Here is a 12296-nt window from a genome sequence, read left to right as displayed (position 1 = left end):
CCTCCTGTCACGCCGGGATCTCGCCCCGGGTCTGTCGCGCCACGTCCGCCACCACATCCTCCAGCCGGCCGGTCCGCGCGAACACCGCACGCTGCCGCGCCGCGCCGGTGCCGTGCTCCCGCAGCCGGTCCAGCAGCTCGGTCACCTCGGCGAGGTCACCGTGCCGGTCCAACGCCGGGCCGAGCCGCCCGACGAGCTGGTTGAGCACGTCCCACGCCGGGCGCAGCTCACCGGTGGCCAGGTCCACCGCCTCGCCCTCCAGACCGTCGTGCGCGGCCCGCCAGTGCGCGCCGACCAGCAGGTGGTGGTCGGCGGGCAGCGGCGGCCGTCCGGCGGCGATGTCGTCCAGCGCGGTCGCCACCAGCGCGCGGACCAGGCCGGCGACCAGGACCGCGTCGTCCACCGTCGGGCAGACGTCGCCGATGCGCAGCTCGACCGTCGGGTACTTGGCCGACAGTCGGGCGTACCAGTAGAGCATCCCCTCGTCGAGCATCACCCCGCTGCCGATCAGCTGGTCGATCAGCCGTCGGTAGTGGTGGTGGGAGGTCAGGAACGGGGTGGGCGCCACCGACGGCCAGCGTTCCCACTCGATCGAGCGCCAGCTCGCGTACCCGGTGTCCTCGCCCCGGGAGAACGGGGAGTTCGTGGTGACCGCGTGCAGGATCGGCAGCCACGGCCGGACGTGGTTCAGCACCTGCACCCCGGTGTCCGGGTCCGGCACCCCGACGTGCACGTGCATGCCGTTGTTGCCCGGCCCCGGCACCAGCAGCCGGTAGCGCTCGATCATCCGGTCGAAGCGGGGCTTGTCGACCACCGGCGGCACCGGCCCGTCGATCGGCCCGGTGCCGATGGCGAGCAGGTGGGCGCCGGCCCGCTCGGCGGCCTCGGCGAGCGAGGCGCGCAGCAGGGCGAGCGAGTGCCGGATCGAGGCGAGCTCCAACCCGGGTGGACTGCCGATCTCGATCTGGCTGGTCTGGAACTCGCGTTCCACCTGACCGTGCAGTTCCGCCGGGACCTGTTCCATGACCGCCTCGACGGCCGGCACCGCAGCGCCGCCGTCCGGGTCGACCAGCAGGAACTCCTCCTCGACTCCCACCGTGAGCAGGTCGGTCTCCTCGACCTTCCGGGTCGGCGCCGTCGCCACCTGCCTGACCATCACCATCACCGTCCGCCTCTGCCGGGGCGGTCCGTCCGCGCCGTCGGCCGGCAATTACCCCCCGTGGTGGCTCGGGGAAACACGCCCTGCTCGGGTACAGCGTCGATGCACAGCCGGGCTTGGGTGTAAGGAAGGGCCCCCTGATAACGCCTCGCGTAGAGCAGGGGACCCCTCCTAACTTCCGGTCGGCCCGGCGCGACATGCGGGCGGTGCGCCGTGCGGTCGATCGACATTGACAACTGTCCAGGTGGGACGTACAACTCCTGAGAGAGCGCTCTCACACCCCGTCCCGCAGAGAGGGATGTCCCATGACACCTGCCCCGGCGGCACCCGCCGCCCTGCCCGCGCGACGCCGGCTGCGGCTCGCGCTGGCCCTGATCACCGCCACCGTCACCGGCGTCGCCGGGCTCGCCGCAACCGCCGACGCCGCCGTGCCGACGCCCCCGTCCGGATGGAGCCTGGTGTGGAGTGACGACTTCACCGGCTCCGCTGGCACCCTCCCGTCGTCCAGCAACTGGATCATCGACACCGGCACCAGCTACCCGGGCGGGCCGCCCAACTGGGGCACCGGCGAGATCCAGACGTACACCAACAGCACCGCGAACGTCAGCCACGACGGCGCCGGCAACCTGCGGATCACCCCGCTGCGCGACAGTTCCGGCCGCTGGACCTCGGCCCGGATCGAGACGGTACGCAGCAACTTCAAGGCCCCGAGCGGCGGCATCCTGGCCATCGAGGGCCGCATCCAGATGCCGAACGTCACCGGCGCCGCCGCCTCCGGATACTGGCCCGCGTTCTGGGCGCTCGGTTCGCCCTACCGGGGCAACTACCAGAACTGGCCCGGCATCGGCGAGTTCGACGTGATGGAGAACGTCAACGGGCTCAACACGGTCTGGGGCGTGCTGCACTGCGGCGTGGCGCCCGGCGGCCCGTGCGACGAGTTCAACGGCATCGGCGGCTCCCGCGCCTGCCCCGGCAGCACCTGCCAGTCGGCCTTCCACACCTACCGCTTCGAGTGGGACGCCTCGACCAGCCCCCAACAACTGCGTTGGTACGTCGACGGGCAGCTCTACCACAGCGTCAGCCAGTCCCGGGTCGGCGAGCCGTACTGGTCGCAGATGACCAGCCACGCGGGCTACTTCCTGCTGCTCAACGTCGCCATGGGCGGGGCCTTCCCGAACGGGGTGGCCGGCAGCACCACGCCGACCTCGGCCACCGTGCCGGGGCGTCCGATGCTCGTCGACTACGTGGCCGTCTACAGCCGGGGCGGCAGCACCCCGCCCACCACCACGCCGCCGACCACTCCGCCGCCGACCGGGGTGCGGGACGCGTACGGCACTCTCCAGGCCGAGTCGTTCAACGCGCAGAACGGCGTACTCGTCGAGGCGTGCTCCGAGGGTGGGCAGAACATCGCCGCGCTGCGCAACGGTGACTGGGTCCGCTTCGACAACGTCGACTTCGGCTCCACCCCGCCGCGCGACTTCGTGGCCCGGGTCGCCTCCGGCGCGGCGGCCGGGGTGAGCGGCCTGGTCGAGGTACGGATCGGCAGCCCGACGAGTACGCCGATCGGCAGTTTCGCCATCGCCAACACCGGCGGGTGGCAGAGCTGGCGCTCGGTGCCCGGCAACGTCACCTCGGTGACCGGCCGGCAGACCGTCTACCTGACGTTCAGCAGCGGCCAGCCGAACGACTTCGTCAACGTCAACTGGTTCCAGTTCCGTCGCTGAGCGCGCGCTGCCGATGTAAGGAGGGGTCCCCTGCTAACGCCTCGTGCATAGCAGGGGACCCCTCCTTACGTCCGGGTCGGGGAGGTGCGCATCCGTGCCGGTCAGGTCTGGACAGAAATAGTTAACAGTCTTAATAATGAGCGCCAGGTCGATGCCCATGGATTTCCGTCCGGTCTGGAGGCTCACATGAAACGGTCCAGAACCCTGGTGCTCACAGTGGTCGGCGCACTGGCCGCCGCGCTCGGCGCGGTCTGGCTGGCGCCCGCCGCGTACGCCGCCGGAGTCACCGCCAGCTTCGTCAAGACGTCCGACTGGGGCACCGGTTGGGAGGCGAAGTACACCATCACCAACGGGAGCAGCAGCACGGTCAACGGCTGGAGCCTCGCCTTCGACCTGCCCAGCGGCACCACGCTCGGCAGCTACTGGGACGCGCTGCTGACCTCCAGCGGTCAGCGCCACACGTTCACCAACCGCTCCTGGAACGGCACCATCGCCCCCGGCGCGTCGGTCTCCTTCGGCTTCCTCGGCAACGGTTCCGGCGTACCCGCGAACTGTCGGCTCAACGGCGTGGCCTGCGCCGGCGGCACCACCCCGACCACGCCGCCGCCGACCACCCCGCCCCCGACGACGCCGCCGCCCACCACACCACCTCCGACGACCCCGCCGCCGACCAGCCCGCCGCCGGTCGCCGGCCTGCCGAAGCACATCCTCACCGGGTACTGGCACAACTTCGACAACCCGGCCGTCGAGCTGCGGCTGCGGGACGTGCCCACCGAGTACGACCTGGTCGCGGTCGCCTTCGCCGACGCCACCACCACGCCCGGCGCGGTTTCCTTCGCCATCGACCCGGGCCTGTCCGCCTCGCTCGGCGGCTACACCGACGCCGACTTCTCCGCCGACGTGCGCACCCTCCAGAGCCGGGGCAAGAAGGTGATCATCTCGGTCGGCGGCGAGACCGGCCGGGTCGCGGTGAACGACGCGGCGTCCGCGGTGGCCTTCGCCGACAGTGTGTACGCGTTGATCCAGCGCTACGGCTTCGACGGCGTCGACGTCGACCTGGAGAACGGCCTCAACCCGACCTACATGGCGCAGGCGCTGCGCTCCCTGCGGGCGAAGGTGGGCAGTCGACTGATCATCGCGATGGCACCGCAGACCATCGACATGCAGAACCCCACCACCAGCTACTTCAAACTGGCGCTGGACATCAAGGACATCCTGACCGTGGTGAACACCCAGTTCTACAACTCCGGGGCGATGCTCGGCTGCGACAACAACGCCGCGTACGCCCAGGGCACGGTCAACTTCATCGTCGCGCTGGCCTGCATCCAGTTGGAGGCGGGACTACGGCCCGACCAGGTCGGGCTCGGCCTGCCGGCCGGTGCCGGGGCGGCCGGTGGCGGCATCGTCGCGCCCAGCGTGGTCAACGCCGCGATGGACTGTCTGACCCGGGGCACCAACTGCGGCAGCTTCCGTCCGCCGCGTACCTACCCGGGCCTGCGTGGCGCGATGACCTGGTCGATCAACTGGGACGTCACCCACAACAACTCCTTCGCCCGCACCGTCGCCCCCCACCTCCGCACCCTCCCCTGACCCCCACCCCCACCCCCACCCCCACCCCCACCCCCACCCCCACCCCCACCCCCGCCCGCCCCGCCCGCCCCGCCCCGCCCTGTCCGCCTGCCCGCGTCCGCCCGTCTGCGTCGATCATGGAGTTGTGGTCTCGACAAATGCTGCATAAATGGTCAAAGCGAGCGCCACAACTCCATGATCGCCGGGCCGAGCAGGCCGAGCAGGCCGAGCAGGGCGGGCCGGGCGGGCGGGGCGGGGGATGGACGAGCGGGGGGCGGGGAGGGGCGGGGTCAGCGGGAGGCGGGGGTGTGGGGGCGGGGACGGGAGCGGCGGCGCTTCTTCTTGATCGCCCAGGAGGCGATCATGAGGATGAAGACGGCGATGATGCCGTAGTCGAACCAGGAGCTGTAGCGGTCGATCTCGTGCCACTGCGAGCCGAGCACGTACCCGAGCCCGATGAACAGCCCGTTCCAGATGCCACTGCCCAGCGTGGTCAGCGTGACGAACTCGACCAGCGGCATCCGGTTGGCACCGGCCGGTATCGACACCAGGCTGCGGACCACCGGTGCCATCCGGCCGAAGAAGACCGCCCACCGGCCGTACCGCTCGAACCAGCGGTCGGCCTTCTCCAGATCCTCCAGGTCGACCAGGGGTAGCCGGTCGAGCCAGCGCTTGAGCCGCTCCTCGCCCAGCGCGGCACCGAGCCAGTAGAGCACCAGCGCGCCGAGCAGCGAGCCGGCGGTGGCCGCGACGGTCACCACGAACACGTTGAAGCGGCCCTCGCCGGCCAGGTATCCGGCCATCGCCAGCACGATCTCGCTGGGGATCGGCGGGATGATGCTCTCCAGGGCGACCAGCAGCGCCACGCCCACCGCGCCGCCCGCCTCGATCACGCCGGCCACCCAGCCGGTCAGCCCGCCGAGCTGGCTCGGGTCGACGTCCTGGGCGACTGCCATCCGGTGCCTCCGCGAGGATCGGCGTAAAGGATGGCTCCTACCCGCCCGAAGCCACTGTTACTCCTCGGGGTGCAGGGCGGCGTCGGCCGGGCCGAGCCGCCAGTCGGTGAACCGGACGGTCAGACCGTCCCGGCTGGGGGAGCAGCAGTACGGTCCGGCGGAGGCGTCGGCGTCGGGCGCGAGCGGCGCGAGCCGGACCAGCCGCCACTGCTCGCCGGCCACCCGGGCGCGCACGGTCAGCGCGTCGCCGGTGCGGCTGACGCGTACCGTCACCTCCTGGCCCACCCACTCGGGCACCGGGGCGACCGACCAGTCGGAGAAGTCCCGGGTGACCACGGCACCGACCTGCGGGTGGCCGTCGCTGACCTCCACTCCGGCTTTGACCCAGGTGCGGTCGTCGACCCACACGAGTACGCCGGCCTGGTCGAACTGTTCGGTGTAGTCGAGCGCGAAGTCCACCTCCATCGCGCTGCCCACCGGGAAGGGCGTGAGCAGCGCCGGAGCGTCGTCGTGCACGAACCCGTAGCTGGTGTGCCGCCACAGGTCGCTGCCCGCTGCCGGTGCGATGCTCAGGACCCCGGCCGGCTCCACGGCCGTACGTGCCGGCTGCCCGTGCCAGACCCCGCTGGACCACTCGATGTTCCGCATGACCGCACGGTACCGAGCGGTCGCCCCCGCTGGGGCCTCGCCGCGACGTGGGCGGGTTTGCCGGACGGGTGGTACGGAGAAGGTTCCCGGGCATGTCTGACAGGTGGTACTCGGAGGCGGTCGTGTACTGCCTCGACATCGACACGTACGCGGACTCCGACGCCGACGGGGTCGGTGACATCCGGGGTCTGATCGGCCGGCTGGACTACCTGGCCCGGCTGGGCGTGACCTGCCTCTGGTTGCACCCCATCCACCCGTCGCCCAACGGTGACGACGGGTACGACGTGACCGACTTCTACAACGTCGACCCGCGCTTCGGCACCCTCGGCGACTTCGCCGAGCTGCTGCACCAGGCCAGCAACCGGGGCATCCGGGTGATCATCGACCTGGTGGTCAACCACACCTCGGACCAGCATCCGTGGTTCGTCTCCGCCCGGTCGTCGCCGGACTCGCCGTACCGCGACTGGTATCTCTGGTCCGACGAGGAGCCCGCGGACCGGCACCAGGGCATGGTCTTCCCCGGCGAGCAGCACGAGACCTGGACGTACGACCGGACCGCCAAGTCCTGGTACTACCACCGCTTCTACAAGTTCCAGCCGGACCTCAACACCAGGAACCCCCAGGTACGCGACGAGATCAAGAAGATCATGTCGTTCTGGCTCCAACTCGGGGTGGCCGGGTTCCGGATGGACGCGGTGCCGTTCATCATCGAGCGCACCGAGCCCGGCGACCCGAACCCGGAGCTGGACTTCGAGTTCCTCACCGAGCTGCGCCAGCACGTGCAGTGGCGGCGGGGCGACGCGGTCCTGCTGGCCGAGGCGAACGTCGAGCCGGACCAACTGCCCGCGTTCTTCGGTGACCGCGGCGGTTCGGCGAACCGGGTGCACATGCTCTTCGACTTCATGCTGAACGGGCGGCTGATGCTGGCCCTGGCGAGGCAGGACCCGGAGCCGGTGATCGAGGCGCTGCGCGACACCCCGGCCCTGCCCGAGGGCGGCCAGTGGGCCACCTTCCTACGCAACCACGACGAGATCGACCTGTCCCGGCTGACCGCCGAACAACGCAACCAGGTGTACGCGCAGTTCGGCCCGGACGAGAACATGCGGATCTACGACCGGGGCATCCGTCGCCGGCTGGCACCGATGCTGGGCAACGACCGGCGGCGCATCGAGCTGGCGTACTCGCTCCAGTTCTCGCTGCGCGGCACGCCGGTGCTGCGGTACGGCGAGGAGATCGGCATGGGGGAGGACCTGGCGCTGCCGGGGCGGGAGGCGATCCGTACCCCCATGCAGTGGTCCTACGAGCGAAATGCCGGCTTCTCCCGGGCGGAGCCGGAGAAGCTGGTGCGCCCGGTCATCGACAAGGGCGACTTCGGGTACGAGAAGGTCAACGTCACCCTGCAACGGCGGGACCGCAACTCGTTGCTCGGCTGGTTCGAGCGGATGATCCGTACCCTGCGCGAGGCCCCGGAGATCGGTTTCGGCTCGACCACCCACATCGACGTACCGATGCCTGCGGGGGTGTTGGCGCACCGGGCCGACGGACCGACCGGCACGATGGTCTTCCTGCACAACCTGGGCACCGACGACGCCGAGGTCGACCTCAGCCTGCTGGAGTCGGAGGCGGAGCTGCCGATCGACGTGCTCGCCGACCGCAACTACGACGACGTGGGCAAGCTCGACAAGCTCAAGATCGCCGGGTACGGGTACCGGTGGATCCGGCTCTGTCGAACCTGGTCCGTCTAGCTTCCGCGCAGGCACGTCCCCGGCCGTCGCAGGTCGGCCGGGGACTCCGGCGGGCCGGAGGTGGGCGGAAGGTGGGTTAGGCTCCTGCCGTCGAGCGAGGTTACCGGGAGGTAGGCATGTCGGAGGGTCAGCGGGTCGCGATCGTGACCGGGGCGGCGCGGGGGATCGGCGCGGCCACCGCCAGGCGGTTGGCCGCCGACGGGCTGGCCGTCGCAGTGGTCGACATCGAGGAGTCGGCGACCGTCGAGACGGTGGACGCGATCACGTCGGCCGGTGGCCGGGCGCTCGGCGTCGGCGCGGACGTGTCGGACCGGGCGCAGGTGGAGGCCGCCGTGGAGCGGGTCGCCACCGAACTCGGCGCACCGACCGTGCTGGTCAACAACGCCGGAGTGCTGCGGGACAACCTGCTGTTCAAGATGACCGACGCCGACTGGGACACGGTCATGGGCGTACACCTGCGGGGGGCGTTCCTGGTCAGCCAGGCCGCGCAGAAGCACATGGTCGAGGCCAAGTGGGGTCGGATCGTCAACCTCTCCAGCACGTCCGCGCTCGGTAACCGGGGGCAGGCCAACTACGCCGCGGCGAAGGCCGGGATGCAGGGGTTCACCAAGACCCTCGCCATCGAGCTGGGGCCGTTCGGGGTGACCGTCAACGCGGTGGCGCCCGGCTTCATCGTCACCGACATGACCGCCGCCACCGCCGCCCGGATGAAGATCGACTTCGAGGCGATGCAGAAGCACGCCGAGGGGGAGATCCCGGTACGCCGGGTCGGGCGACCGGAGGACGTGGCGCACACCATCTCGTTCCTGGCCAGCGAGGGGGCGTCCTTCGTCTCCGGCCAGGTGATCTACGTCGCGGGCGGTCCGCGCGACTGACCCGGGTCCAGGGACCGTCCGGGCCCCTTCCTGCGCACCGCCCAGGTGTAAGGAAGGGGCCCTTCCTATACACCAGGCGTTAGCAGGGGACCCTTCCTTACACCCAAGCCCTTCCTTACACCTGAGCCCTTCCCTGCGCCGCAGCCGTCCGGGGGCGGGTGGACCAGAGCCAGGCCAGGCCGAGGACGGGCAGCACCAGCGGGATGTAGCCGTACCCGCTGCCGAAGCCGGACCACACCGTCTCGTCCGGGAACAGGTCGGGGCGGCCCAGACTGAACGCGCCCACCCCGACCACGCCGACCAGCTCGACGAGGCAGCAGGCCAGGGCGACCCGGCGGCCCGCGTGTCCGGCCCGGGCCAGCCCCACCGCCGCCACGATGTAGACCACCGCGGCCAGCGCCGAGAGCAGGTACGCCAGCGGTGCCTCGTCGAAGCGGGTGATGATCTGAAGGCTGGCGCGACTGGTGGCGGCGATCGCGAACAGCAGGTACACCGCGATCAACAGGCGGCCGGGACCGGCGTTGGTCCGGCTCGCCCCGGCGGTCCGCGTCTCAGCCACCGAGCACCTCCCAGGTCTGCTGGAGCCGCACCACGACCACCGGCGTCACCAGGCAGACCGCGCAGACGATCGCCGAGCCCCAACGGGTCGGCTCCATCCGGGCCAGCACTGCGGCCAGCGGCGGCAGGCAGACCAGCGTCACCAGGTAGCCGAAGAACGCCCCCGGCTCGCCGGGCTGCTCGCCACCGGCGAGGGCCACCCCGGCCAGCACCGCCAACGCGAGCAGCGCCAACTCCAGTACGGCCAGACCGATCATCTGTACCCGGTCCGGCTCGCGGTGGCGCAGCGTGGCCACCAGCGCCCACGCGGCGACCAGCAGCGACAGCACGATGGCGACGGTCGCCGGGACGCCGTCGACCGGGGACCCGGCGACGGGCGCGGCGGTCACCGGGTCCGTCCGGTGCTCGTTCCGATCACCGGCCCACTCTACTAACCCCCGTAGTACAGACGGCGGGGCGGCAGGCCGGAGCGGCCGGGAGACTAGCGTGGACCACGCTGCGGGTCGGCCGCAGCCAGGCGAGACGGCGGAGGTACCGGTCATGCGGTTCGGGTTGTTCGGCACCGGCCACTGGGCGGCGCAGACGCACGCGGCGGCGCTCGACGCGCACCCGAGGGCGGAACTGGTCGGCGTCTGGGGACGCAACCGGGATCGCGCCGCCGCGCTGGCCACCCGGTACGACGTACCGGCCTTCACCGAGGTCGAGGCGTTGATCGAGGCGTGTGAGGCGGTGGCGGTGGCGCTGCCCCCGGACGTACAGGCCGACATCGCCACCCGGGCCGCCACCGCCGGCCGTCACCTGCTGCTGGACAAGCCGCTGGCGTTGACCGTCGCCGACGCCGACCGGGTGGTCGAGGCCGCCGCCGCCTCCGGGGTGGCCTCGGTGGTCTTCTTCACCGGCCGGTACCAACCGGAGGTCGCCGGCTTCATCACCGCCGTCGCGGCGGCCGGTGGCTGGCACACCGCCAGCGTGGTCCGGTACGCCTCGATCTTCCAGCCCAGCAGCCCGTACGCCCAGTCGCCCTGGCGGCGCGAGCGCGGCGCGCTCTGGGACATCGGCCCGCACGCGCTGGCCGTCCTGCTGCCGGTGCTGGGTCGGGTGAGTCGGGTGACGGCCGTGGACGGGCCCGGTGACCTGGTGCACCTGCTGCTCACCCACGACGGTGGAGCCACCAGCACGGTGTCGCTGACGCTGGACGCCCCGCCCGAGGCGGTGGCGGCGGAGTTCACCCTCTACGGCGAGAGCGGCGTCGAGCGGCTGCCGAACCCGAGCGGTTCCTCGGCGACCGCCTTCGGCGTGGCCGTCGACCAACTGCTGGCCGAGGTGGACGGCGGTACCCGGGACCACCGGTGCGACGTCCGCTTCGGCCGCGAGGTGGTCGCCGTGCTGGCCGCCGCCGAGACCGCCCGGAGCCGCGCCGCCACCGTCGACCTCCCCGCCTGACCCGCCTCCGGCGCTGACGTCGGCTCAGGTCGCCGCGCGCAGCGCCTCGCCGAGTTCGGCCGGGGAGCCGAAATGTTCCACCGGCAGCGCCCGGACCGCCTCCAACTGCTCGGTGCTGGCGCCGTTCTCCTGGCACCAGCGGATCAGGTCCTCGCGGGAGACGGGAAAGTCCAGCCCCGCGATCTGCTCCGGCAGGAAGGCGCCGCTGTCGGTCATGTCCTTCGACCTACCCGCCCGAGGCGCCCGGCACACCCCCGGGTTTGCTGCCGGGGGTGCCGGGTAGCCGCAGGCATGCTGGTACAGCGGCTCGGCGCGCCGAGCGACCTCGACCCGTTGCTGGAGCGAGTCCGGGACGTCCGGGTGGTGATGATCGGCGAGGCGACGCACGGTACCCACGACTACTACCGCATCCGGGAACAGCTCACCCGGCGGTTGATCGCCGAGTGCGGGTTCAGTTTCGTCGCGGTGGAGGGCGACTGGCCGGACTGCGACCGGGTGAACCGTTCGGTGACCGCTGCGCCGGGTGGTGCCACCGAGCCGCAGACCGCGCTGGAACGCTTCGAGCGCTGGCCCACGTGGATGTGGTCCAACGCCGAGGTGGCCCGGTTCTGCCGCTGGCTGCGGGCCTGGAACCTGGAGCGTCCCGAGGCGTCCCGGGCCGGTTTCCACGGTCTGGACGTGTACAGCCTCTGGGAGTCGATGCAGGCGATCTTCGACTACGTCGGCGAGGAGGATCCGGCGTCGCTGGAGGCGGCCCAGGACGCGTACCGGTGCTTCGAGCCGTACGGCAAGCGAATCGAGGAGTACGGCCTGGCGAGCCGTTTCGTCTCCGCCCGCTGCGAGGAGGAGGTGGTACGGCTGCTGGCGCGTACCCGGGAACACGCCGCCACGGACGGGCCGGGCGCCTTCTCGGCCTGGCAGAACGCGGAGGTGGTGGCCGGCGCGGAGCGGTACTACCGGGAGATGGTGGCCGGTGGGCCGGGTTCGTGGAACATCCGGGACGGCCACATGGCCGACACCCTGGACCGGCTGCTGGACCGCTACGGGCCGGGCGCCCGGGGCGTCGTCTGGGCGCACAACACGCACATCGGTGACGCGCGGGCCACCGACATGGCCACCGACGGGATGCTCAACATCGGCCAGGTGGCCCGGGAACGGTACGGACCGGACGGGGTGGCCCTGATCGGCTTCGGCAGCTATCGCGGCACGGTGACGGCGGCCCCGCGCTGGGGCTCCCCGGCGGAGGCGATGCTGGTGCCGCCGGCTCGCCCCGGCTCGTTGGAACGCCGCCTGCACGAGTTGATGCCGGACCGGGCGGTGCTGGTCTTCGGCGGCCCGGACCAGCCGGGCTGGGTCACCGACACGCTCGACCACCGGGCGATCGGCGTGGTGTACGACCCGTCGTTCGAGTCGTGGGGCAACTACGTGCCGACCCGGCTCGGGGACCGGTACGACGCCTTCGTCTGGTGCGACGAGACCACCGCCCTGCATCCACTGCCCGCGCTGACCACCCCGGGCGAGATGGAAACCTATCCGGCCGGCGTCTGAACACGCGCGCGCGGTGCCTGCGCTGCGGTGCGGTGCGTGCGCTGCGTGCGTGCGTGCGTGCGGTGCGGTGC

The 12296-nt window shown here is 71.6% G+C and carries 12 protein-coding genes; 6 read left to right on the top strand and 6 right to left on the bottom strand.

Annotation, left to right across the window (positions count from 1 at the left end; genetic code table 11):
- Positions 1 to 7 precede the first annotated feature (7 nt).
- Positions 8 to 1162: a glutamate--cysteine ligase gene (locus ACQVFL_RS25100; RefSeq protein ID WP_396690654.1), complete on the bottom strand. Its 1155-nt coding sequence runs from the start codon at positions 1160 to 1162 to the stop codon at positions 8 to 10.
- 302 nt (positions 1163 to 1464) lie between these two features.
- On the opposite strand from ACQVFL_RS25100, the gene ACQVFL_RS25095 reads away from it, so the two are divergent.
- Both ACQVFL_RS25095 and ACQVFL_RS25090 read left to right on the top strand, forming a co-directional pair.
- Entirely contained in the window at positions 1465 to 2883 is a 1419-nt protein-coding gene (locus ACQVFL_RS25095) for a carbohydrate-binding protein (protein ID WP_431727731.1), read from the top strand.
- A 186-nt stretch (positions 2884 to 3069) separates the two neighbouring features.
- Positions 3070 to 4473 carry a chitinase gene (locus ACQVFL_RS25090; RefSeq protein WP_431727730.1) on the top strand — a complete coding sequence of 468 codons (1404 nt, stop codon included), beginning with the start codon at positions 3070 to 3072 and terminating at the stop codon, positions 4471 to 4473.
- 269 nt (positions 4474 to 4742) lie between these two features.
- Here ACQVFL_RS25090 and ACQVFL_RS25085 read toward each other — a convergent pair whose 3' ends face one another.
- Positions 4743 to 5408 (bottom strand): DedA family protein, encoded by a 666-nt coding sequence (locus tag ACQVFL_RS25085; protein ID WP_431727729.1) that lies wholly within the window; start codon positions 5406 to 5408, stop codon positions 4743 to 4745.
- Between the two features lie 57 nt (positions 5409 to 5465).
- Positions 5466 to 6056 carry a DUF1349 domain-containing protein gene (locus tag ACQVFL_RS25080; RefSeq protein ID WP_396690661.1) on the bottom strand — a complete coding sequence of 197 codons (591 nt, stop codon included), beginning with the start codon at positions 6054 to 6056 and terminating at the stop codon, positions 5466 to 5468.
- 92 nt (positions 6057 to 6148) lie between these two features.
- Between ACQVFL_RS25080 and ACQVFL_RS25075 the strand changes: the two genes are divergently transcribed.
- Positions 6149 to 7801 carry an alpha-amylase family protein gene (locus tag ACQVFL_RS25075; RefSeq protein ID WP_431727728.1) on the top strand — a complete coding sequence of 551 codons (1653 nt, stop codon included), beginning with the start codon at positions 6149 to 6151 and terminating at the stop codon, positions 7799 to 7801.
- Positions 7802 to 7917: 116 nt separating this feature from the next.
- On the top strand, positions 7918 to 8676 hold the full coding sequence (fabG, locus tag ACQVFL_RS25070) for a 3-oxoacyl-ACP reductase FabG (RefSeq protein ID WP_431727727.1): 759 nt from the start codon (positions 7918 to 7920) through the stop codon (positions 8674 to 8676).
- Between the two features lie 115 nt (positions 8677 to 8791).
- On the opposite strand, the gene ACQVFL_RS25065 is transcribed toward fabG, so the two are convergent.
- Positions 8792 to 9235 carry a hypothetical protein gene (locus tag ACQVFL_RS25065; protein ID WP_396690667.1) on the bottom strand — a complete coding sequence of 148 codons (444 nt, stop codon included), beginning with the start codon at positions 9233 to 9235 and terminating at the stop codon, positions 8792 to 8794.
- Positions 9228 to 9623 carry a hypothetical protein gene (locus ACQVFL_RS25060; RefSeq protein ID WP_431727726.1) on the bottom strand — a complete coding sequence of 132 codons (396 nt, stop codon included), beginning with the start codon at positions 9621 to 9623 and terminating at the stop codon, positions 9228 to 9230. The genes ACQVFL_RS25065 and ACQVFL_RS25060 overlap by 8 nt, the downstream gene beginning before the upstream one ends.
- A 151-nt stretch (positions 9624 to 9774) precedes the next feature.
- Here ACQVFL_RS25060 and ACQVFL_RS25055 point away from each other — a divergent pair, with 151 nt between their 5' ends.
- Positions 9775 to 10677 carry a Gfo/Idh/MocA family protein gene (locus tag ACQVFL_RS25055; protein WP_396690671.1) on the top strand — a complete coding sequence of 301 codons (903 nt, stop codon included), beginning with the start codon at positions 9775 to 9777 and terminating at the stop codon, positions 10675 to 10677.
- A gap of 24 nt (positions 10678 to 10701) precedes the next feature.
- Here ACQVFL_RS25055 and ACQVFL_RS25050 read toward each other — a convergent pair whose 3' ends face one another.
- Positions 10702 to 10893 carry a DUF2795 domain-containing protein gene (locus ACQVFL_RS25050; RefSeq protein WP_396690673.1) on the bottom strand — a complete coding sequence of 64 codons (192 nt, stop codon included), beginning with the start codon at positions 10891 to 10893 and terminating at the stop codon, positions 10702 to 10704.
- 75 nt (positions 10894 to 10968) lie between these two features.
- Between ACQVFL_RS25050 and ACQVFL_RS25045 the strand changes: the two genes are divergently transcribed.
- Complete coding sequence (locus ACQVFL_RS25045; RefSeq protein WP_431727725.1) at positions 10969 to 12225, top strand: erythromycin esterase family protein; 1257 nt, start codon at positions 10969 to 10971, stop codon at positions 12223 to 12225.
- The last annotated feature ends 71 nt before the right edge of the window (positions 12226 to 12296 follow it).

Source organism: Verrucosispora sp. TAA-831, assembly GCF_050780145.1.
Lineage (GTDB): Bacteria > Actinomycetota > Actinomycetes > Mycobacteriales > Micromonosporaceae > Micromonospora.
The sequence above is the reverse complement of the archived record's forward strand: the minus strand, read 5'-3'. Positions and strand labels throughout refer to the sequence as shown.